The sequence below is a fragment of the Cuspidothrix issatschenkoi CHARLIE-1 genome, from assembly GCF_002934005.1.
Classification (GTDB): Bacteria; Cyanobacteriota; Cyanobacteriia; order Cyanobacteriales; family Nostocaceae; genus Cuspidothrix; species Cuspidothrix issatschenkoi.
Window position 1 is genome coordinate 1 of sequence record NZ_PGEM01000004.1, and the last position, 22720, is coordinate 22720.

The 22720-nt window shown below is 38.9% G+C and carries 24 protein-coding genes and 1 pseudogene; 14 read left to right on the forward strand and 11 right to left on the reverse strand.

Annotation, left to right across the window (positions count from 1 at the left end; translation table 11 throughout):
• Window positions 1–24: 24 nt before the first annotated feature.
• From CUN59_RS00470 to CUN59_RS00485, 4 genes and pseudogenes are all read right to left on the reverse strand, one after another.
• On the reverse strand, window positions 25–942 hold the full coding sequence (locus tag CUN59_RS00470) for a DMT family transporter (RefSeq protein WP_104385994.1): 918 nt from the start codon (window positions 940–942) through the stop codon (window positions 25–27).
• Window positions 943–1080: 138 nt separating this feature from the next.
• A complete protein-coding gene (locus tag CUN59_RS00475) occupies window positions 1081–3162 on the reverse strand; it encodes a cation:proton antiporter domain-containing protein (RefSeq protein ID WP_243406818.1) in 2082 nt (693 codons plus the stop codon).
• A 35-nt stretch (window positions 3163–3197) separates the two neighbouring features.
• Window positions 3198–4245: pseudogene (locus CUN59_RS00480) on the reverse strand (RNA-guided endonuclease InsQ/TnpB family protein).
• A gap of 519 nt (window positions 4246–4764) precedes the next feature.
• Window positions 4765–5370, reverse strand: coding sequence for a peptidoglycan-binding domain-containing protein (locus tag CUN59_RS00485; protein ID WP_306460495.1), 606 nt, complete (start codon window positions 5368–5370; stop codon window positions 4765–4767).
• Window positions 5371–6096: 726 nt separating this feature from the next.
• Between CUN59_RS00485 and CUN59_RS00490 the strand changes: the two genes are divergently transcribed.
• The 5 genes from CUN59_RS00490 (at window position 6097) to psaI (ending at window position 11053) form a co-directional block, all read left to right on the forward strand.
• Window positions 6097–6873 (forward strand): RNA polymerase sigma factor SigF, encoded by a 777-nt coding sequence (locus tag CUN59_RS00490; RefSeq protein WP_104385997.1) that lies wholly within the window; start codon window positions 6097–6099, stop codon window positions 6871–6873.
• Between the two features lie 253 nt (window positions 6874–7126).
• Entirely contained in the window at window positions 7127–7951 is an 825-nt protein-coding gene (locus CUN59_RS00495; protein ID WP_104385998.1) for a hypothetical protein, read from the forward strand.
• Between the two features lie 2 nt (window positions 7952–7953).
• Complete coding sequence (locus CUN59_RS00500) at window positions 7954–8202, forward strand: hypothetical protein (protein ID WP_104385999.1); 249 nt, start codon at window positions 7954–7956, stop codon at window positions 8200–8202.
• 294 nt (window positions 8203–8496) lie between these two features.
• The gene (locus CUN59_RS00505; RefSeq protein ID WP_104386000.1) at window positions 8497–10815 is read left to right on the forward strand and encodes a hypothetical protein; all 2319 of its coding nucleotides are present in this window, start codon (window positions 8497–8499) and stop codon (window positions 10813–10815) included.
• Between the two features lie 97 nt (window positions 10816–10912).
• Window positions 10913–11053: a photosystem I reaction center subunit VIII gene (gene psaI / locus CUN59_RS00510; protein ID WP_104386001.1), complete on the forward strand. Its 141-nt coding sequence runs from the start codon at window positions 10913–10915 to the stop codon at window positions 11051–11053.
• Window positions 11054–11261: 208 nt separating this feature from the next.
• On the opposite strand, the gene CUN59_RS00515 is transcribed toward psaI, so the two are convergent.
• From CUN59_RS00515 to CUN59_RS00540, 6 genes are all read right to left on the reverse strand, one after another.
• The gene (locus tag CUN59_RS00515; protein ID WP_015209608.1) at window positions 11262–11381 is read right to left on the reverse strand and encodes a photosystem II reaction center protein J; all 120 of its coding nucleotides are present in this window, start codon (window positions 11379–11381) and stop codon (window positions 11262–11264) included.
• 125 nt (window positions 11382–11506) lie between these two features.
• Complete coding sequence (psbL, locus tag CUN59_RS00520; RefSeq protein WP_197704893.1) at window positions 11507–11626, reverse strand: photosystem II reaction center protein PsbL; 120 nt, start codon at window positions 11624–11626, stop codon at window positions 11507–11509.
• A gap of 9 nt (window positions 11627–11635) precedes the next feature.
• On the reverse strand, window positions 11636–11773 hold the full coding sequence (gene psbF / locus CUN59_RS00525; protein WP_010997987.1) for a cytochrome b559 subunit beta: 138 nt from the start codon (window positions 11771–11773) through the stop codon (window positions 11636–11638).
• Between the two features lie 9 nt (window positions 11774–11782).
• Window positions 11783–12031 (reverse strand): cytochrome b559 subunit alpha, encoded by a 249-nt coding sequence (gene psbE / locus CUN59_RS00530; RefSeq protein WP_104386002.1) that lies wholly within the window; start codon window positions 12029–12031, stop codon window positions 11783–11785.
• 110 nt (window positions 12032–12141) lie between these two features.
• Window positions 12142–13164: a photosynthesis system II assembly factor Ycf48 gene (locus CUN59_RS00535; RefSeq protein ID WP_104386003.1), complete on the reverse strand. Its 1023-nt coding sequence runs from the start codon at window positions 13162–13164 to the stop codon at window positions 12142–12144.
• Window positions 13165–13235: 71 nt separating this feature from the next.
• Window positions 13236–13580: a rubredoxin gene (locus CUN59_RS00540; RefSeq protein ID WP_104386004.1), complete on the reverse strand. Its 345-nt coding sequence runs from the start codon at window positions 13578–13580 to the stop codon at window positions 13236–13238.
• A 569-nt stretch (window positions 13581–14149) separates the two neighbouring features.
• On the opposite strand from CUN59_RS00540, the gene ndhC reads away from it, so the two are divergent.
• From ndhC to CUN59_RS00555, 3 genes are read left to right on the forward strand one after another with little or no spacing between them, the layout of a single operon-like run.
• Window positions 14150–14512, forward strand: coding sequence for an NADH-quinone oxidoreductase subunit A (gene ndhC / locus CUN59_RS00545; protein WP_104386005.1), 363 nt, complete (start codon window positions 14150–14152; stop codon window positions 14510–14512).
• The gene (ndhK, locus tag CUN59_RS00550; protein ID WP_104386006.1) at window positions 14503–15240 is read left to right on the forward strand and encodes a photosynthetic/respiratory NAD(P)H-quinone oxidoreductase subunit K; all 738 of its coding nucleotides are present in this window, start codon (window positions 14503–14505) and stop codon (window positions 15238–15240) included. Before ndhC ends, ndhK begins: the two co-directional genes overlap by 10 nt.
• Window positions 15233–15760, forward strand: coding sequence for an NAD(P)H-quinone oxidoreductase subunit J (locus tag CUN59_RS00555; RefSeq protein ID WP_104386007.1), 528 nt, complete (start codon window positions 15233–15235; stop codon window positions 15758–15760). The genes ndhK and CUN59_RS00555 overlap by 8 nt, the downstream gene beginning before the upstream one ends.
• Window positions 15761–15924: 164 nt before the next feature.
• On the opposite strand, the gene CUN59_RS00560 is transcribed toward CUN59_RS00555, so the two are convergent.
• Window positions 15925–17109, reverse strand: coding sequence for an NAD(P)H-quinone oxidoreductase subunit H (locus CUN59_RS00560; RefSeq protein ID WP_104386008.1), 1185 nt, complete (start codon window positions 17107–17109; stop codon window positions 15925–15927).
• Between the two features lie 972 nt (window positions 17110–18081).
• On the opposite strand from CUN59_RS00560, the gene CUN59_RS00570 reads away from it, so the two are divergent.
• From CUN59_RS00570 to rfbB, 6 genes are all read left to right on the forward strand, one after another.
• Window positions 18082–18636, forward strand: coding sequence for a methylmalonic aciduria and homocystinuria type D protein (locus CUN59_RS00570; RefSeq protein WP_104386010.1), 555 nt, complete (start codon window positions 18082–18084; stop codon window positions 18634–18636).
• Between the two features lie 97 nt (window positions 18637–18733).
• Window positions 18734–19057: a phasin family protein gene (locus tag CUN59_RS00575; protein WP_104386011.1), complete on the forward strand. Its 324-nt coding sequence runs from the start codon at window positions 18734–18736 to the stop codon at window positions 19055–19057.
• A 79-nt stretch (window positions 19058–19136) separates the two neighbouring features.
• Entirely contained in the window at window positions 19137–19658 is a 522-nt protein-coding gene (gene bamJ, locus CUN59_RS00580) for a BamJ family beta-barrel-assembly machinery protein (protein WP_104386012.1), read from the forward strand.
• Between the two features lie 163 nt (window positions 19659–19821).
• Window positions 19822–20451 carry a DUF6391 domain-containing protein gene (locus CUN59_RS00585; protein WP_104386013.1) on the forward strand — a complete coding sequence of 210 codons (630 nt, stop codon included), beginning with the start codon at window positions 19822–19824 and terminating at the stop codon, window positions 20449–20451.
• A 200-nt stretch (window positions 20452–20651) separates the two neighbouring features.
• A complete protein-coding gene (locus tag CUN59_RS00590; protein WP_104386014.1) occupies window positions 20652–21653 on the forward strand; it encodes a glycosyltransferase in 1002 nt (333 codons plus the stop codon).
• 8 nt (window positions 21654–21661) lie between these two features.
• Window positions 21662–22693: a dTDP-glucose 4,6-dehydratase gene (rfbB, locus tag CUN59_RS00595; RefSeq protein ID WP_104386015.1), complete on the forward strand. Its 1032-nt coding sequence runs from the start codon at window positions 21662–21664 to the stop codon at window positions 22691–22693.
• Window positions 22694–22720: the final 27 nt, after the last annotated feature.

Consider the following 22720-nt stretch of genomic DNA (forward strand, 5'->3'; position numbering starts at 1 on the left):
CATAACAAGTACGGTAGAACCGAACTAATTAGCTTTGCCTAAAGCAATAGATATTGAACCACCCACAATTAAAAAAGCACCAATAATCCCTATTAAAGAAATATTTTCTGGAGGAATAAGATGGGGAAAAATCCCTGATATAATCCACACGGCAATTAAGGTAATAATTGGTGCTAAAGCTAATACAGCACTTACCTTTGATGCTGGCCAATGTTGTAAAGATTCCGCAAAAGCACCATAAGCAATGACTGTATTGAAAGCACAAAATAGCAAACTGGTAAAATGGAAACTGTCAATAGTAAAAATTGTCTTAATTGTTGCTAAAGGTGTAAATAATAAAGCACAGCCTCCGTAAATAATCAACATGATGTTTTCGGAGGTTAAAGATTGTAATAGTTGCTTTTGGGATAAGGCATAAGTTGCCCACGATATTGAGCCTAAAACAATTAAACCACTACCTAGTAAATACTGCCCTTGTGCTATAATTAAATTATCTAATTGGGCGTGAAAAAATAATGCAAAACCCAATGTTAGTACAGCTACACCTAGCCATTGAGATAATGTATAGCGTTCGCGAAAAATGACTAATCCACCGCAGCTTAATAACACACCAGCCAGTTGAATTATAACTTGAGCATTAGCCGCAGCCGTCAATTTTAAACCCTGCATAAACAGAAAATAATTACTAGCCAAACCAAGGGTAGCAAATAGTAATAATTGCCAATTACTAGCGCGTAATTGTGCCAATGTTGGTAATTTTTGCTGAAAAAACAAATAAATTGCTAGTAAAATAAAGGAGATAAAAAAGCGAAACCAAACAACAGTATAAACATCTAATGTTTGTAGTATAATTGTCAAGGCTAGGGGTAAAATTCCCCATAAAAAAACCGTTACTGATGATAAACCTAGCCCTAACTGCCAACGCCCGGAACTTTGATGCATTTTTAATAAAAACTAAAGGGAACAAATCATTGCTGCATAACGACTTACTAGGAATACTTAATTACTTCTGACTGTTGGCTATAAGTCCGGGTAATATGAATAGGACTTACGCAACTAGCACAAGTGAACAGTCATTACCTAAATATTTAATATTTGCGGGTTAGGAATGCCTGTTGATACAACAGTTGTGGAAGGAGTGGGCGGTTCTCCTAAAATGATTATGGAACAAGTGAGTTGTCTGGCTAATTGGGTGGTAATATCATGGGTAACTAATCCTTCCGATGTGGTGCGATTACGTATATAGGGAAAAATGACTAAATCATACAGTCGAGAAGCTTGTAAAATAGCTAAGGCAGTATTTTCATGAATCATAATTTGTACTTCCGGTGGGTTGGAGAAATTTAATTGTGATAACCATTGGCAAAGATGCGATCGCCTGGTACTAATTTGATCAGCATTACTATTTGCCATTCTTCTGGCTTCATTAATACACACATTTAACAAAGTGACTTGAGCTTGATTGACATTGGCCAGCATTTGGGCAAATTTAACTACCTCTATACTGGGTTCTAGAAGGTTTTCAATGGGTACAAGAATACGTTGAATTCTTTTTGGCGATTCTAACAATCTCGCTACTACGACTGGACAATGGGCAGACCAAAGAACATTATCAATAACATTACCAAATAATCTCGCTCTTAAACCGTGGCGTTTACCCCAACCCATGATAATTAAATTGGCTTGTTGTTCCCGTGCCGCGCGACTAATGGCAGGTGCAAAAGCATCATCAATTCGTAATAATGGTTCTGCGGTTGCACCCAAGACTTGAGATTGTTTAATAGCTTTTGCAAGTAAACATTGACTATGTTGATAAGCTTTTTCTAGTCTCTCATTGTACATTTGGGTGGTAGCATGAGCGATCGCTAAAGGGATAATTTTTCCCTGAGACTGACTGACTAATAAAGCGGCCATCTCAACTAAATACTGTTGAGTTTGGGGATTATAAACAGGAACAACAATCTTAAAATCTCCCAATTTTGAATGTTTTTCTCGCTCAGATAAATCAAGATTTACACCTTGATTAACTACAATAGAAGTCAATCTTCCTGCTAAATGTCGGGTTAACCAAAGACCGAAAACAGATGTGATCAGAGTTAACATAATAATATTACTAAACATAGCAGGGGAAAATAACCCAGCCCGATATCCCGTTAAAGTAATTGGTAACGTTATTCCTCCTAATGGGATAGACAATGACCATACAGTTAGGGTTTCTGACCATTGGTACTGATATAAAAATTTCATGAGTAAGGCGACAATTAATTTAGAAGCGATCGCCTCCAAAAATATCAATCCTAATAATTCAAGATTTTCGTGTTCCAGTAACGCATATATATCCAACATTCCCCCTAAATTCACAAAGAAAATGGGAATAAATAGCACACTACCGATAAATACCAATTTTTCTTTTACAGGACTGGCTTTCACCACATCATTAACTGCTAAACCTGCTAAAAATACACCGACAATTTTTTCTATTCCCATCAATTGGGCAACTATACCAGAGACAAATACAGCCAGTAGGACAAACAAAAACTGATAATTTTCTTTTTCTCCTACCCTGTGAAAAAATTCCTTACCTAACCAATCTATACCAACTAAAATTACCATAATATAGATGATGATCCGTAGCAATATAGTCATTAGTTGAACGGAATTCATCACCTGACTAGAAAAATTAACTGTACTTAAAGATAAAATTACCAATACAGCTATATTGGTAACTAAAGTAGCTGCCATTGTCACATTGACAGATGAATTATTAATTACCCCCAAGCGGCTGATCATGGGATATGCTAAGGGACTATAAGCAGCAAGTAACGCCCCAACTAATACAGAATAATGTCCAGACCAACCGAAAATTTCGCCCCAGAATATTCCTAAACACAGAAATAAACTGATAGTTAAACCACTAAAAATCAAAGCTGGAATTTTCTGATGTTGGAAAACCGAGAAATCAAACTCCAGTCCAGCAATAAACATTAAATAAGCTAGACCAATCTCCGCACCAAGATTAATCATTGGTAACGAGGACGGTAATAAGTGCCACCCCCATGAACCAAGGATGACCCCAGCCCCAACCAAGCCCACAAATGCCGGCAATCTCAGGCTTTCAAAGAGAATCGGTACAACTAAAATCACTAATAGTAAAATAGCCAAAGTAATAATTGATTCTAGAAAGATAGTTTTGTGAACTACCCACACTGACTTGGAGTACCAAGTACAGTGTTGGCTTCTGTACTCACGGGGGAGTGCCGCAACTTAGACTTTCGCCCAAGTTTTGGTCTTATCTCCCCTCCTACAGCACCAGACGGCTGAACCTTCCGCCTTTATCCCTTCGACTTCGCTCAGGGCAAGCATTCTGATACCCTCTGTCCTAATATTTATCGCTGCATTTCCATCTCTATCATGATGAGTACCACAATGAGGACAAGTCCATTCACGGACATCCAATGGCATATCACCAATTTGATAAAAACAATTAGAACAGAGTTGAGAACTGGGAAACCATCTATCAATCTCTACCAACTTTCCACCTTTGCGTTCTAGCTTATAGGCTAAAAAATTAGTAAATGTTCCCCATCCTGCATCAGACTTGGCAAGGTGCTTAGGGTTATCGTACTTAGAAACTTTTTCACCATCAGTAACAACAGCAAAATGTTTTAATCCTAAGTCAATACCATAAATCTTCCCTTGGGAAATAGTTTGATTTTTCCTTGTGTTCGGCAGAGTTGAAACACCTTCTACTTCCGTCGGGATAGATGCAAAATATTTACCTGATGGTGTTTTACTAATAGTGACAGTCTTAATTTTCCCCTCAATTGGTCTATGTATTTTGGCTTTAACTATCCCAATATTGCCAGGAAGTTTAACATTACCATCTACAACCTTGACGTTTTGAGGATACTGAATAGACTGTTTTCCATGTTTAGATTTGAACTTAGGAAACCCCGCACGTTTATCAAAAAAGTTTTTATACGCTGTAGTTAAATTTAGTGTTGCAGCCTGTAAAACTTGGCTATAGCAATCACCTAACCAAATAGTATCTTCTGCTTTTTTGAGAAGAGGAAGAAATGCGTTGAGTGCAGCACGGCTAAGTCCTTTACCCGTCTCTTTATAAGTCTCAATTGACTTATTTAGAGCATAATTCCACCACCATCTAGCACATCCAAAAGCTTGCGCTAGTTGTGTTTCTTGCTCTTTAGATGGGTATATACGAACTTGAACAGCCTTGTGTAGCACTCAAATCACCTCCTTGATAAATTTATTTTAGCATGATATATTATTTTTGACAAGGGCGTAATACATAATATTAGAAAAACCTCAAATGTTCTTTGCTCTTACTCGGCTATGCCTCGTATTGATTGAGAACGATTTCGGTTTTTCCCGCCTTATATCCCGCCACTGATTAGGAGTACCAAATTCAGTGGGGGACTTACGGCGTAGTAGTTAAAAATAAAACTCTTGTGGGGTGGGCAGGATGCCCGCCATCATAGTACATACTATTTTACCACCAAAGCCGTCCTACAAGGACGGGTAACTTTAAACCCATGTTTCCGTAGTAGGACTTAGGCAAGATATACAACAGAACTCAGGAGTTAGAAGTAAAACTAGCTTTGTGTATAGGTTTCAATTTAGATTCTGTACCTCATGGATCTGCAATCTCCTGTAACTGAAACTCTGATGATTTCCTAAGGGTAATTCATGAATTACCCTCACTTTCGTTCTGTTTTGCGTAAGTTCTGGGTAGTTCTTAATGGTTCATTGTTTTGGTGTAGGTGTAGCTGTAGGTGTGGCTGTAGGTGTGGCTGTAGGTGTAGCTGTAGGTGTGACTGTAGGTTTAGCTGTAGGTGTAGCTGTGGGTTTAGGACTAGGCTTAGTTACTGGTTTAGTAATGATGTTTTTAACTTCTTCATTTAGTTTTTGACGAAGTTTTAAGTTAGCAATACCAGTTTCTGGCATCTGATGTTTTTTCTGATACTCCTTAACTACCTCTTCCATCCGAGAACTGTAAAATTGATCGCCGGGAAGTGCTGGCTTTGGCTTGAGTGCAGTATTCAAATTACTTTGCAGAATTTGCACAATCATAGCAGCGTGTTCTTGGGTTTGTGGGCCAGCTTTGCCATCTACTTTGAGTTTGTAACCTGTCTGAAATTCAGTAATTGCCTTTTTAGCTTCCTCATCAGTGAGAGGATCTTTTGTTACCTTGATGGTATAGCCTAAACCCCGCAATACAGAACGAAATTCCTCAGGCTGATAGTTACGCTGACGGGCAGCAAGACCTATATCAGAACTAACAACACTCACTGCCACTAAACAGCTTAAAGCGATACTGACTTTAGATTTATCGAAACTACACCACATCATAGAAACTCCTATTGATCAAAATTCAGCAACATAACAGAATCATAATAGGATTTATGCCAGTGTCACCGGGAATTTTAGATTTTAGATTAGACATCTGGTAAAAATTATCGTACGGACAATTCATGAATTGTCCCTAGAAGGGTTTGGTGGTTATGCACATTTAATTACCACCAGATATCCATTCTAGATTTTAGATTAAAAAAAGGGAACTTTTTCCCCCTGACTTATCCCAAGGACAATTTTAAACACAAATCTACTTACACTTTAGGGTGGAGTCAATCCAATGACCCCACGTTAATCTACTGTGTGCAAATTTCATGTTTATTTGTAACTGCCCAGTGAAATACAATTAATTATTCTATTGCGTAGTATTACGTAGAAAATTCCAGAAATATAAGAGAACAGAAGGCATATAAATAAAAATAATAGCATCGAAAACATTGACAATTATGAGCTATTTTAGGTTTTCCAGCACCTATAAGGAAATTTCATGGTTAATTAGTTAAATTCGGTACAATCTCGGTTTAATATTGAATCGCTAATTGTATATTTTAATTCTAGAAGCGTTGTTTAATCAAATACGAAGCGCACTTAATATAAGTTAACCAAAAAGATCATTCAAAAATAAGGTTTTGCCAATTTCTGACTCAAAATTCAGGAAACTGATCTTACCTCTGTTACAAAGCAATTACAAACCTAATCTACCTATTGAAAATTCACAATCTTATGTCTACAACTACTACCACCGAGCTAAAACACGAAATTTCAAAGTTATTGCGGGATTACCAGCTATCCCGATCTGAAAAAATTCGTAATCAACTGGTACAACTAAATTTTGGTTTGGTGAGAAAGGAAGCTCACTATTGGATTCATCAATGCCGTGAAAGCTATGAGGATCTACTTCAAATAGGCTGTATGGGTTTAATTAGGGCTATTGAGAAGTTTGAACTATCCAAAGGAAATGCTTTTAGTTCCTATGCGATGCCCTATATTCGTGGTGAGATTCAACACTATTTGCGAGATAAAGGTGTAACCATCAGAATACCAAGACGTTGGTTAGCGCTGCAACAACAAGCTGTAGGCATTTCCCGTTCCCTCCGCGAGCAATATGATCGCCAACCTACAGATAGAGAATTAGCTGCTGGATTAGAAATTTCTCTGAGTGAATGGCAAGAAATTAAATTAGCATGGATTAACCGCGCCCCTTTGAGTCTGGATGTACCTATCCAAGACGGAGAAGAAGGTGCTACTTGTTTAGCTGAATTAGTTCCAGATCAAAACTATCGTAGTTTCCAACTAGCACAAGAAGACCAAATTCGCTTGCAACAAGCTTTAGTTCAACTAGAACAAAGAACTCGTGAAGTTGTAGAGTGCGTATTTTTGCAAGATTTAACCCAAAAACAAGTCGCAGAATATTTAGGAATTAGTGTAGTGACAGTTTCCAGACGAGTAAAAAAGGGATTGGACTTGTTAAAAAATATCATGAGCGTATCCGAAGATTAGTATAGCGGTATGCACTTGAATGAAATACAGAATTTACCTAAAAAACTATACACCAAAGAACTTTCAACTCTGTTCCCAGTTAAGAGTTCCCTGTTCCCTGCTATATCAATATTTTAGGTTGCCAGTATTAAACTTCCGAAATATCAAAATTTAGGTTATAAAGAGAACAGACTAAGCCTGTGATTTCAAACATGGCACTGTCAACAACCGTACTTTTATAAACAAGCTTTCCTATAGCTTTTGAGAGCAGCTAATGGGTAAAAATCTACGTATTATAGCCGGAGCTATTTTAACAACTTTGGTAATCACTGGATGTACATCCGGCGAATCGCCAACAGCTAGTAATACTGCAACTCCTAGTTTGCAACCAACACCCCAGCAGACAGGAAAGCCACAATCTTTTAATGATCCTGTAGTATCTGCTACACTAGCACCACAACCTCCTGCGGCTGGTTTGATTCAACCAACTAACAGCCAAGAGCGTTTAATTGTGCTTCAAAAAGGGCGCACAGATCCCTTTGGACAACTTATTGAACCAATGGGACAAACAAATATTAAACAACCCTTGGACAAAATAAAAGTTCCTCAATTGCCTCCCTTACCTATTACACTTCAACCGCAGGTAAAAGATCCCCTGGGGATTAAACCATCAGCAAATCCATTACCGAAAAACACACTTCAAATAGCAAAAGTACCCAAAATACAGTCTGTAGTACCCAAGATTTTACCGCAAACTCTTTCCTCTCCCAAACTGAAAAACGTATTACCACCTCCACCCCAACCAGAAGCAGCTAAAGCTGTGATTGTCAGTGGGGTTGTTTTAATTGGTAAAGTCCCCCAGGCAATTATAAAAGTCCCAGAAGAATCAACTAGCAGATATGTACAGCCAGGACAAAGATTGGTGGATGGGGTTTTAGTCAAAAGAATTGAAATGACTCAAAGTGGTAATCCTACAGTCATTTTGGAACAATACGGAATTGAAGTCGCTAAACAAGTAGGAGAACAACCTGCTACTAAAGAAGGCCAACCATCAGCTACACTTTCGGTAAATGAAACTAATTCTATGGGAGCTTCATAGATATGGAGACTCAGGAGCAAATAGAATTTCCTAGTGTGCCTTTGGCTGTATATCGAGAGATAGCCGCACATCTACGTCAATTGTTAGGGGTAGAAGTGGGATTAATACCCCAAACATCCTCAGAATTTGATTACAACCAAAGCCAAATTGCTGGCTTGTCGATTTCTTGGCAATCTCATCCTGACGAAAAAACCAGGGAAACGTTTAACCAGATAGTTGCTTATTATCGAAACCGTTATATTCTGGGATAACAAAGCAAAATAGGGGGATTCTCCTCCCCTCTCCTAATTTGTTATTCTTTTAGGAATTTTCCTTATAAATAAAGCGAGTTCGACGAAAATAATTTAACCCCTCTGGTAAACCTCTCCCCGCAACGGGGAGAGGCTTAAAATCCTAATTTTTTATTAGTAATGAGAGGTTACAATGCCCCTCTCCGCGTCGGAGAGAGGCTGGGGTGAGGTTCATCGAACTCAGGTTAAAATATATATTTAATGTGACACTTGCGTAAGTCCTATAGCTGCTATTTGGTTTAAGCGTTACTGATAATGAAAAACTGGCAATTTCTGATACAGAGACAGGGAGATCATACTTGGCGAACTTTAGAGTCGTCAAATTTAAAACTTTTTGCGGGTAATTATCGAGTTCTGGCTCGGTCTAATCTAAGTAATACGGACGTAGAAGTACGACTTACTCATGTATCTACCCAGGAAACTCCGCCTAAACGACGTATTCTCAAACGATTACGTCGCACTAATGCGGAGGGATTGATGGCGGTAATTCCTTTTACCCATTTTAAACCAGGGATTTGGGAGTTACGATGTTCTGGAGATGTCATGTCAGATATGCTGGGTCAATCTTGGCAACATACTCTAACTATCGAAGTATTACCCCCGGAAACTACTCCACAGCCACCAAATAAAGTCAGTGAACCATCTGATCTGCCGTCACAGATTGATACTGAAGTCAATATAGTGATGAATCATGGGACTCCCATCTGGCTGAAGGGAGAAACAACAGAGCAGATTTTAGAAAACTTATTAGATTTAGCTTTATCTAAGGATGAACCCTTAATAGATATAGATGAGGAAACCATTGAGAATGCGCCCACCTTACCGCCACCTCTCCCACTGAATTTAAGTTTAGAGGAAGATACTTATGTAGCTCGGTGGGGAGAAAATTTAAGTATTCATGGCTATGTAGAAACAAATGAAATCGAAAATCTGGATCATGAAAAATTTTCTCTGGAGGCTATGAGTTACTTAGGAATAGAAATTTCTTTGCGATCGCCTTTAGAGTCAAAAATCCTTAAAAAAATCCAGCATCCCTTAAAAAAGGACAGTTTACCTTTGCCCTTTAGCAGCCTAATTGATATTCCTTCTGAGTGTGAATCTAAGTTACTTTTAGCAGATATTAACTTATACGGTAAATTAGTTGATGTTGGTCAAGTGATGCTGTTAGCTAGTCATACCTTCACAATTACAGCAGATGTCACTGAATTATTAGCCATACAAACTTCCTCATCAGATTCTCATCGCTTTGGACAGGAAACTAAGCCACCAAAGCCACCAAAACCGGTAGTTAATGTGGGATTAGAACTTTTTAATTTAGCTAAAACTCCTAAACTCGCTCAATTTCATGTTCTCAAACCATCATCAAATCAACCTTTACCGCCTCAAATTAAACCCCAGTCAACCTGGGGACGTATTTCCCCACAACTGCCAATTTTACCCAACCACCCCCCAGCTAAGATTAATTCTGATCCGGCAAAAATTGCGGCAGATAGAATCTCAGCTACTCCACCCATTGATTTGAAAAAACTCCTAATTAAACCGATTAACAAAACTTTTCCCTACTTAAAACGGTTAAAAGCAACAATAAGTCAGGAGGAAATAGTTAATCACAATTTAGATCATCAAAACTTACCAGTTTTAGCCCAATCTCCAGAGTTACCCAGCTTAGTTTCCTTATCAGCAACAACACCAGAATTACCCATAGATGATCCCCAAGAAATTTATGATTCCCCCATAGCTGAAACAACCTATGCAGAATTAATAGCAGAGATTGTGGCAAGTGTAACTCAAATTGAACCATTGGTGGTAGTTAATACTGAGGAAAATGTTCTCAATGAAGTATTAGAGACAGTTGGAACTGAAATTGACTCTCCTATTGTGCAAAAATCGACGGAAATTCAAGGATATGTGTTTAGTCCAGATGTTACTCCAACATCTCCAGATCAGGATATACAAGAAAATGATCCGTTTGGAGATGGCCAAATAGATATGGAGCAAAATTTTGCCGATGAGGATATTCCGCTAAAAGTTGATGAATTGAAAATAGTAAATTCACCCTATCCCATTGAACCTCTGTGGATATCTCAAGAAATTGTGATAGATGATTTAGTGATGGAAGTGAATACCAATGATATCAGTGATCAACCTGTAGAAAATACACCTTTATCTGAAGATGAAACTCCGGCTGATGTGGCTGGGATGATGATTAATTCTTTGCCAAGTCCCCAATTGTTTTTACCAGATGGTGAACTTGTGGCAGGTACATCTGTAGCTGTCCGTTTGGAATTACCGGAAGTTCTATCTTCTGTGGCGGTGAAATTATGGGTTGAAGATTACCAAACCCGCAGTTTACTAGATGGTCCCCATATTCTGTCTGATTTGCGTTCTAATGCCTGGGGAGCATGGGAAACGACTATTTCCTTAAAAATTCCCTTTGGCTGCTTGGAAATCCGTTTGGCAGCGATTACAATAAATCAGTCTACCCAGCAGGAAAGCAATAGAGTTGCAGTTATCAAAACAGTCATTCCCCCTGATTTACCGACTATAGAACTGGATGACATTTTGGGAATTTGATAAGCTGTGTTAAAAATCTTAAGAATTTACCCAATTGGGTAGAATTTTGCAGTAAGCTCCTAAATGAATTGTAGTAAGACTTTACAGGACTTATTTTATGTCAGGTTCATTTTTGCCTACTGTTTTCGCTTACTCTTCCTTTTTGCCTTCTATCTTTGTTCCCCTGACTGGCTTGGTTTTACCAGCCGTAATTTTCGCATTTTTGTTTTCCTACATTGAAAGCGAAGATATTGCTTAATTAGGCTATGGGTAATTAGTTAACTCTTTTTTGCACCAATTACCTATTGAGATACAAACAAAACCGCCTATCTGAATCAGGTAGGCGGTTTTACAGAAGTTTTCATGTCTTTAGACCACAGTAAGGGCGAAGCATTCGGATGATAGTCCTGGGTAAAAACCGATAATTAATTGTCCGAATGCTTCGCCCCTACATTGTTTCAGGAATCTTAAATCGAAGAACCAAGTCCCGCGTAAGCACCATAAAAGAAAATACCAACTACAGTGATTACACCCAAACCTGCAATTGTAGCTACAACCCACAAGGGAATTCTTCCACTTCCAGACACAGTTTTGTCCTCGCTTAAAAATAAATTAACACATTCGTCAGTTGTCAGTTGTTAGTTGTCAGTTGAAGATTTTTTTCTCACCTTTCAACTGTTACCTAACTAGCAACTGACCTTAAAAACACCAGTTAGTTAAAGAAGTAACTGGAAAAGAGAATGCCTAGAACGAAGATCAAGAGTAGTCCTAGGTAAAGAGAGGTACGGTTTAATTCAACCGGTTGTTGATTAGGATTAGGCGTTCTTTCCATGATTAAGTCCTAGCGTTGAATAAACTGCATTGAGGCGATCGCGCCCAAAAAGAATACAGTAGGGACAGCTAAGGTATGAACCGCGATCCATCTGACTGTAAAAATGGGATAGGTAACTGGTTGATTAATGTTATTACCGCTAGTCATGATGTCAAATTATTTTCCAATAAATGTTTTTACTTGGTTTTTTGCGTCAAAACGATTGCTAACAATTGGCACTTCTTGACGAACTTGAGTAAAATACTCATTAGGACGGGGTGTGCCAAATACATCATAAGCTAAACCAGTACTGACAAATAACCAACCTGCAACAAATAATGCGGGGATGGTGATGCTGTGAATTACCCAGTAACGAATACTGGTAACAATGTCAGAAAACGGACGTTCTCCAGTGGTACCTGCCATTTATTTGACTACCTTATCAAAAACTATGATTGAGTTTATTATCCTACAAAGTTTAGAAAGAGTTACAACTTGCAACTTTCTTCTCATAATACATCCATGATTGGGTGTAATTACGCCTCTTTTGATGGATCTGCTGCTTCTGCCTTGGGGTTATATTTTAGCAAAACGCCGCGATCGCCAATAATAAAACCTTGTTCCGGGTTCAAAAACACGATTTTATACAAATTAGCCGCAACTGATTCCACATCACGGTCTTTTTCCCAAGTTTTGCCACCATCAGTGCTGCGAAGTAAATTACCGCTACCACCACTCACCCAAATTTCATCAGGTGTGCGATAGGCTAAATCCAGTAAACCCCAACTAGTGGATAATTCTGGATATTTTACCTCTAGCCATGCTTCTGGTTGGGCGGGATCACTAAACTGAACTTGGCCACCCCGTGCTAATAACCACATTTGTCCATCGTTAGTAAAACCCATATTTTCTAAACGTCGGGAACTGTTACGGTTATGTGGTTCCCAAGCATTTTCACCAGGTTTCCAAGTGGAGTAAAAACTACCCTTAGCAGAAACAGCGATATATTTACCATCCGGCGATCGCTCCAAGTTGCGAACCACACCAACGGCTGCTTCTAAACTAGCTTTCCAGTTTTGACCACCATCACTAGTTTGATAAATTGCGCCTACATCGGTGGCCATTTCGGCTGTATTTGGACTAATGGCTGTAATGGCAATTGGATTACCAGGTAGCTTTTCGCTTAAAGCAATCCTAGACCAAGACCGTCCTTCATCAGTAGTATGAAGTAGTAAAGAAGGTTCTCCTACAATCCAACCTTCTTGACCAGAAAAACTGACCGAGTTAAAACGGTATCTGGGATCATCCAATTCTAATTTTAGCGGCTGCCAAGTCTCACCACCATCATTAGTTTCTAAGAGAGTGGCATTACTACCCACCAAATAACCATGTTGGGAATTACCAGCAAAGCCAATATCTAGCAATTTTGCGTCTGTTGGTACATTAATTACCTGCCAGGGATTGTAGCTAATAGAAGGAACACTGCTACACCCTATACAAGCTATAACTACTATTAATGCGGCAAAAAATCCTTGCCACTTTTTTACAATTGAGTGCATCAGTATTACTGAGGTTTTCCTAAAATTTGGTAGATTTTCGTCGAATTGCCGTAAATGAAAGATAGCTGTTTTTACTGTAGTCCGTAGAGACTAATAAAAAACAAGAATCCCAGGGCTAAAGCCCCAAAAATCAAAATGTTCTTTTGCGTAGGTGTGAGCGTATTAACACCTAAACCGTAACTTAAGTTTTCCTTGAAACCCGATGCTGTACCGGCTGGTCCAATATTCGCAAAAGCAGTTTTCTTAGCTATACAAACTGGACAGCGCCAATTCGTCGGTAGTTCTGCAAAAACTGTTCCTGGCAGAATATTACTCTTGTCGTCTCCTTTCTCCGGTTCATAAACATAACCACAAGAGCGACACTCATAGCGGTCTAACACTGGAGTTTCCATAGCCTCTTCAGCTTGTTCACTCATGGCTCGTAGTCTCGCAGAGGGTAATTATTAAATATACGTTACAAATTATGACATAATTATTAGACTTTTCTCTCACTCATGGCCAAGTTAGATCGGGCAGCATTCGGGAAAAATAGCCGGTCATTGGTTGCCATTAACAGACCAAATGCGGACTGAAGACAACCCCCCAGATCAACCCCGTAAAAATCCTCCTTATGTCCTAGATCCCATTGAAGTAGAAAGTAAAGTCTAGTTTTGTCTAGGTTTTATATAGCACCTGCCAGAAGTTGATGTAAATTACCTGACGTGAAGGCTGAAGAGATTGGTGAATAAGCATAACTGAAGTTAGACATAAGAAATCAGATCCACATACTACAAGTCTGTGTGACTATTTCCACGATTTCAGAACTACCTTAAAGATATAATGTAAAAAGAAGATTATCCATATACTCAGTAAACAGTAAACAGTGAATATTATCTATAGTTTAGTGAAAAGTTAGCAAGTAATTAAACTAATAAATATTCTCTGAAAATTATTTGCTGTTAACTGATAAGTGATTACCTTACACCATTAGCAGTAGAAAACTATTGTGTTTGTTCTTAGCGGTTACGAGTACCTTCTAGGCTTCTTCATCCTGTGTAGCCTAGTTCCAGCCCTAGCACTGTCAGCCTCAAAAATTCTTAGACCCAGTGGTAACAGTCTAGAGAGACGCACAACATACGAATGCGGACTAGAACCCATTGGCGGAGCCTGGATTCAATTCAACATTCGCTACTATATGTTCGCGTTGGTCTTTGTTGTTTTTGATGTAGAAACAGTATTTTTGTACCCTTGGGCAGTTGCTTTTAACCGCCTGGGTTTATTGGCATTTATCGAAGCCATCATCTTTATTTCGATTCTCATCATCGCCTTAGTTTACGCATGGCGTAAAGGAGCTTTGGAATGGTCTTAAATTCTAATATCATCACCCAGGAAACAGAACAAATCATCAACCCCATTCAACGTCCTACAGTTACCCAAGAACTGTCAGAAAACGTGATTTTAACCACTGTTGATGACCTTTACAACTGGGCCCGGCTTTCTAGTTTGTGGCCGTTGCTATTTGGTACAGCTTGCTGCTTTATTGAATTTGCGGCCTTAATTGGCTCTCGCTTTGACTTTGACCGTTTTGGGTTAATTCCTCGTTCCAGCCCCCGCCAAGCGGATTTAATCATCACTGCTGGAACAATTACCATGAAGATGGCTCCCCAATTGGTGCGTCTTTATGAACAAATGCCCGAACCCAAGTATGTGATTGCTATGGGTGCTTGTACAATTACTGGTGGGATGTTTAGCGTTGACTCCCCTACAGCAGTGCGCGGAGTTGATAAACTAATTCCCGTAGATGTATATTTGCCTGGTTGTCCTCCCCGTCCTGAAGCAATTATTGACGCAATTATTAAACTGCGGAAGAAAATCGCCAATGATTCCATGCAAGAACGGGATAATATCAAGCAAGTCCACCGTTACTACAGTACAACTCATAATATGAAGCCAGTTCCCGAAATCTTAACTGGCAAGTATATGCAGTCAGAAACTCGCTTTAATCCTCCCAAAGAATTGACAGAAGCGATTGGTATGCCTGTACCCCCAGCCTTATTAACAGCAAAGACACAGAAGGAGGAACAAGGGCGTGGCTGAAGAAGAATCTAAACCAGTTCCCGCAGCAGAAGCATCTCTAGTCAAACCCGGCAAAGTTTCCCAGTGGTTAGCGGAAAATGGCTTTGACCATGAGTTTTTGCAACTTGATGCCAATGGGGTAGAAATAATTAAAGTGCCGGCAAGTTTTCTCTTACCTATTTCTACTGCTTTGTATGCTTACGGGTTTAATTACCTCCAGTTTCAAGGGGCGATGGACTTAGGTCCAGGACAGGAATTGGTAAGTGTTTATCATTTACTCAAACTTAGTGATAATGCTGACCGTCCTGAAGAAATTAGGGTCAAAGTGTTTTTACCCAGAGAAAATCCCTCTGTGCCTTCAGTTTACTGGATTTGGAAAACAGCAGACTGGCAAGAACGGGAAAGCTATGACATGTATGGCATCATCTATGAAGGTCATCCTAATTTGAAGCGGATTTTGATGCCGGAAGATTGGGTAGGTTGGCCTTTACGCAAGGATTACATCTCACCAGATTTCTACGAGTTACAGGACGCTTATTAACTAGGCTGAATCGGTAGGGTGGGCATTGCCTACCCTAAAATGTTTTGACGAGGAATATTTTATTGAACATTTGGGAAAACAATAGACATCTGAAGTATCTGTCACCTGTCACCTGTGATATTGTCAAATCCCCGACTCCACAACGAAATCGGGGATAGGGTTAATTATCTATCCACAGAACCCATGATTACGTCAATACTACCGAGAATAACGACGATATCTGCAACTTTCATTCCTCGGAGTAAGTGAGGTAGAATTTGCAAGTTGTTGAAGTCTGCGGCGCGAATTTTCCAACGCCAGGGGAAAACATTATTATCACCTACTAAATAAATTCCCAATTCTCCTTTACCACTTTCGACGCGGGAGTAAATTTCACCTTGAGGAATTTTGAAAGTAGGAGCAACTTTTTTAGCTACGAACTGATAATCAAAAGCGTCCCATTCCGATTTTTTCCCAGCCATGATCCGTTTTGCTTCCAGGTTTTCGTAGGGGCCACCGGGTAATCCCGCGATCGCTTGCCGAATGATTTTCACAGATTCACGCATTTCTCGCATCCGTACTGTGTAACGGGCTAGACAATCACCTGTTGTTTCCCACTGTACATCCCAATCGAAATCGTCGTAGCATTCGTAATGGTCAACTTTCCGTAAATCCCATTTCACCCCAGAAGCACGTAACATTGGGCCAGAAAGTCCCCAGTTAATAGCTTCATCACGGGTAATAGTTCCTAAACCTTCAATGCGGCGGCGGAAAATGGGGTTATTGGTAACTAGGCGTTCATATTCATCAACTTTAGGGATGAAGTAGTCGCAAAAATCCAAACATTTATCTACCCAACCATAGGGTAAATCAGCAGCGACACCACCCACACGGAAATAGTTATTATTTACCATGCGGTAGCCTGTGGCGGCTTCCCATAAATCATAAATCATTTCCCGTTCCCGGAATTGATAGAAAAATGGTGTTTGCGCGCCTACGTCAGCTAGGAATGGACCGAACCATAAGAGGTGGTTAGCAATGCGGTTGAGTTCCAGCATGATCACACGGATATAGCTGGCGCGTTTGGGTACAGTGATACCTGCTAATTTCTCTGGGGCGTTGACTGTCACCGCTTCGTTAAACATCCCTGCAGCGTAGTCCCAACGGCTAACGTAGGGGACATACATGATCGTAGAACGGTTTTCGGCAATTTTTTCCATTCCCCGGTGTAGATAGCCAATGACTGGTTCACAGTCAACGACATCTTCACCATCTAGGGTCATAATTAGACGCAAAACCCCGTGCATTGATGGGTGGTGAGGTCCCATATTTAGCACCATTGGTTCAGTGCGGGTTTCTATTCTACTCATAGATTTGCTGTTCTCCCGTGATGGATGTTGTAAATTGACCCGCTAGGATGCAATCGCTCTTTTCAGCCAAAATCTAGCGGATAGGGATAATGTCTAGATTATCTCTACAGTGTGACATTGGAGAGAGGATAGCAGAGTCGGTTTTTTACTTGATGTTTTATTTTGTGCAGCTACTTCAATTATTATAGGTAAGCTTGATATATCAGCGATTGAGAATCTCACTTTTTTCCATCTATCTTTAGGGTAAGTGTGGGAGGAATATTCTATGATTGGTATTGACTAAACCCAAGTTTTATCAATGGGTGGGTAATTTTGCCAATGTTGTCTAGGTAGTACGATAAGTTTAACTTATAGTTACCCTAAATTAGCGCTTACTGAAGACTTAGGCAAAAATGAGGATTTTAATAACATTGTGTATAAGTTTCATGAAAAAATAATCTCCAGGCAAGATAAGAATTAATTGGTTATTCCCAGAAGGAAAAAACACAAATTTATGTTCCTAGTCATGTTTCAAAAGATTATTTTTAATCATTGTGGTAATTAAATGTGCATAACCACCAAACCCTTGTAGGGATAATTCATGAATTGTCCCTAGGATAATTTTCACTCCTATGTCTATTAGAAATTTAAAAAATAGTGTTGTTTTCAACAATAAAAAAATTAGTTAATGTTTGAATAACATCGGGATTGAAACCTAGTTGAGATGCACTAAACTAGAATCAAAGGACGTTATATACCACCAAAAAATGATCCTCTGCGAAATTGGTGGCAAAATGGTTACTGTTAAGGGGTTGCGGAAAACGTGGGAAAAGGTCATAAGTGAGTACACTTCTATACCCTTATTCTCTATTCTCTATACTTTGCCTACACAAATAAATTTAGGAATCAAACCAAATTGCCATAAATGTGTAGATTTAAGAGTTATGATTTTTATCAAAGATAAAATTAAAAACTTTCATAAACCTAATTAATGTGGTGTATTATCCCCAAGTTTGCATTTCTGAGTCTAGCTGTCCTCTACATTTAGTTGGCAAAACAGGACAAGCTGTAGAAATTTCCATTCATACTCCCAGTCCATATATCTGTGCCAACTGCGAACAGATATTACCAGATTGGAAACAGCAACAATTTTTGTGGGTAGTGCTTGTATTACAGCAATCACGATATCCTTTAGAAGAAATGACAGCAGAAACCGAAATAGAAAAGGAGAAACTGAGAGAAAAATTTATGCGTTTTGGTTGCGATGTCGCCTTTAATTTGCGCGATCGCGGCTATTTAACCGATCTCATAGATCCCCGCACCGGCTATCCATTACTATCTCATTCCGGTTTAGTTCCCCACGATGATACCGCAGTAGCCCAAGCCTTACTTAAATATCCTGCTATTCAAAATAAATGTCACGTCCTAGTTCATCCCCAATGGGGAACAGCCGTTTATCCTAGCGTCATGCTTTCTGAAGCACCCCCAAACATCATTGAATCAGTCACTAAAGCTATAGCACCTATGCACGGATGGATAGAGGGGTAAAGAGGCAGGGGAGCAGTGTATGGCTAAATCTGCCAAAATAAATATGTAGGCTAGAATTACTAAGCTTTTTGTCAGCAACAAGTCAGAGGAAGGAAGTATGGATAGCAACAACTGGTTACAGCAGCTAATGATGTTGGGTATTGGCACAACTTCTTTAGTTGCAGATAAACTGAAGGAAGTTAGTGAAGAACTGGTAAAAGACGGTAAACTCAATCCTGAGCAGGCTAAGGCAGTCATGGATGATCTTCTACATCAGTTGCAATCTGAACAAGGCAATTGGGATGAGCAAATGCAGCGACAAATGCGAAACATGATGCAAGATTTAGGAGTGGCTCGTCAGTCAGAAGTAGACGAATTACGGGGCAGAATTGACCGTTTAGAACGTCAAGTGCGGGATTTGGAAAACAAGCTTTGGCGCTAAAAGCACATTTGTGATTTAAACTAATTTGTGTTCTGTTGGTCATCTAATTACCAATAATTGAAACTTAAGAGGGCTAATTTTGAAAGGAATTTTCCTCAGTGTGGTGTTAATGCTGGTCTGTGTTGGTGTTTTAGTATTTGCCCAAATTGGTAGTAAACAAGATACTGCCATAGCTTCGCAACTAACCCAAACACAACCAACCACTACCATAATTCAAGAAAACAATACTCTAATAGCGAGCAATACAATGTCTGAAGCCAATGTTGTCACTACCCCCTCTGGATTAAAATATGAGGAAATACAAGAGGGAACAGGTGAAACTCCCAAATCTGGACAAACCGTCGTGGTTCACTACACCGGCACTTTAGAAGATGGTACTAAATTTGATAGTTCACGCGATCGCGGTCAACCCTTTCAGTTTAAAATCGGTGTAGGACAAGTAATTAAAGGTTGGGACGAAGGACTAAGCACCATGAAAGTAGGTGGCCGTCGTAAACTAATCATCCCCTCAGAATTAGGTTATGGTGCGCGTGGTGCTGGTGGTGTAATTCCTCCCTACTCTACTTTAATTTTTGACGTAGAATTATTAGGCGTTAAATAAGTAAGTAGCTAAGAATTCAGGATTATGGCTAACGCCACGCTATGAATTCGGCACACTAGGTGAACGCTATCAGGAGTTCAGGAGGACAGAAGAAGAAGATTATTTTCCCCCCTGCTCCCCTGTTCCCTCTCCTAGCTATAAAATCTATTTTCCACGACTACTTATGAATACTTCTTATTCTGACAACTCTTCTGCCTTTAGCTTTGACTTTCTTGCACCTCACCCTAACCAAGATGCTGATTTACTCCAACAGCTATCTTTTGTCCCAGGGTTAAAAGAAATGCTCATGTTACGTCAAGTTCACGCCTTAGAACACGCCACTGTTTGGTTATTAGGTGAAAATAAAAATTCCTCTTCATCAACAACTAATGTCCAATTAGATGATGAATTATTAGGAGGTTTATCTACAGAACAAGGATTTTTTCTCTATGGTGATGTCAATATCACCGATTTACGCCGGGCGGTAACATTAGCTAAACATCGTCTTACCAATGGAGAATGGGATTTAGCCCTACACCCTCGCTGTGGCACAAATGTATCTGTAGCGATGTTATTAACCCTGGGATTATCTGTAACTGTGCCTTTTTTACTACCATTTCGACCAGTTGAACAACTCATTGGTTTAGGTTTAGCAGCAACAGCAGCAGCAGAAATTGCCCCAGATTTAGGAATGTTCACCCAGCGCTATATTACAACATCTATTCCCTTTAATTTAGCTATTGAAAATATTAGCATTGCCCGTGATTTTTGGGGCAAAGAAAGTTATTTTGTAAAGGTATATTGGGAGGAATAGGAGTCAGGATTTAATGAACCACGAAGGGACGAAGGACACGAAGGAAGAAAAGAACAAGAGAAGAAGATTTTTACCTAGACTCTTCATTTATATAGCGGTATGCACTTGAATGAGATACAGAATTTACCTAAAAAACTATACACCAAAGAATTTTCAAATCTGTTCCCTGCTATAAAGGTTAAATTTAGATATTTAGTGTTATGAGAAAGCTTTATTTTTTAGTTCCAGGGACGGGTGGTAAATTTGCTTGTGGCGGTTTGTGGGCGGAGTTGAAAACTGTGGCTTTAGCTCAACAAATTTGTGAAGCTGAAGTAGTTACCTATCGTCAAAAAGAATCTGGTAAATTATTTTTAGATGATTTATTACAAGAGCAAAATTTAGATAATGTAATTTTTGTGATTAGTTGGGGTTTTAATGTTGGTAAATTGGCGGCTAAATTACAAAAATATCATGTAATTTATCATGCCCATAGTGCAGGTTATAAAATAAATTTACCATCTAATATTCCCATTATTACAGTTAGCAGAAATACTCTAGGTTATTGGGGACAAAAAGCACCAAATTCGCTGATTTATTATTTACCAAATCAAATTAGTGATGGCTTTACAAATTTGCATCAAAATCGAGATATTGATGTTTTAGTGCAAATACGGAAATCTTCGGAATATTTAATTAAATCATTAATTCCAGCTTTAGAAAAAAAATGTAATGTGTTAGTTGTTGATAGTTATGTAGAAGATTTACCTGCTTTATTTAATCGTGCTAAAGTTTACCTTTATGATTCTGCCGAATATTGGCAACTACAAGGAGTTAGCGAAGGATTCGGTTTACAACCAATGGAAGCTTTAGCCTGTGGTTGTCAAGTTTTTTCTAGTGTGAATGGGGGATTATCTGATTATTTAGATCCGGGTTTTAATTGTTATAAAATTTCGGGTTATGCTCTAGAATACGACGTAGATAGAATTTTAAAAGTTTTAGCATCGGCGACGCAACTAACTTTATCAGAAACTGTGTTAGCAGAATATAGAACTGAGAATATTATCCAACGATTGGGGGTAATTTTAACAGAAATTAATCAGTTCTTTGATCATAAAAATAATTATTCTGCGAAAATTCCCGATTTCACAAAAATGCGGTTATCAAAATTATTCATACAGAGAATTTTTGGTAAAATTAAAAAGAAATATTTACAGAATAAATAGAGAATTTCATGGGTAGAAGATTATTGGTGACAGGGGGTGCTGGGTTTATTGGATCTAATTTTGTTCATCATTGGTGTCAAGCTTATCCCAATGATAGATTAGTGGTATTAGATGCTCTAACTTATGCGGGAAATATTCATAATTTAGCCTCGGTGATAGGAAAAGAGAATTTCCGATTTATTCAGGGGGACATAAGCGATCGCTCTTTGGTAGATGAAATAATTTTGGCAGAAAATATAGACACCATAGCCCATTTTGCTGCCGAATCTCACGTTGATCGTTCTATTACCGGGCCTGCTGCATTTGTGCAAACTAATGTTGTAGGAACTTTTACTTTATTAGAAGCTTTTCGTCAACATTGGGAAGCAAAATCCCAACCTGATAATTATCTCTTTCTTCATGTTTCTACCGATGAAGTTTATGGTAGTCTGACAGCAGATGATCCAGCATTTTCGGAAACTACAGCCTATAGTCCTAATAGTCCCTATTCAGCATCAAAAGCTGGCAGTGATCATTTAGTTCGCGCTTATTATCATACCTATAAATTACCCACAATTATCACCAACTGTTCCAATAATTATGGAGCCTTCCAATTTCCTGAAAAACTAATTCCCCTAATGTGCATTCATATTTTAACTGGTAAAGAATTACCCGTTTATGGAGATGGGAAAAATGTCCGTGATTGGCTATATGTGGGTGATCATTGTCGTGCTTTAGATGTCGTTATTCACCATGGCAAACCAGGAGAAAATTATAATATTGGTGGCAATAACGAAGTTGAAAATATTAGTCTTGTCCAAAATTTATGTCAAATTATGAATGAGTTAGTCCCAGATTTACCAGTATATCCAGCAGAAAAATTAGTTACTTTTGTGAAGGATAGACCTGGACATGATCGAAGATATGCCATTAATGCTAATAAGCTAAAAACAGAATTGGGTTGGACTCCATCTGTAACAATCACTGAAGGTTTGCGTTTAACCGTAGAATGGTATCTCAATAATCGTGATTGGTGGAAACCTTTGTTAGAGGGTGTCTAATACCAATTCTCGATAAAGATACGCTCG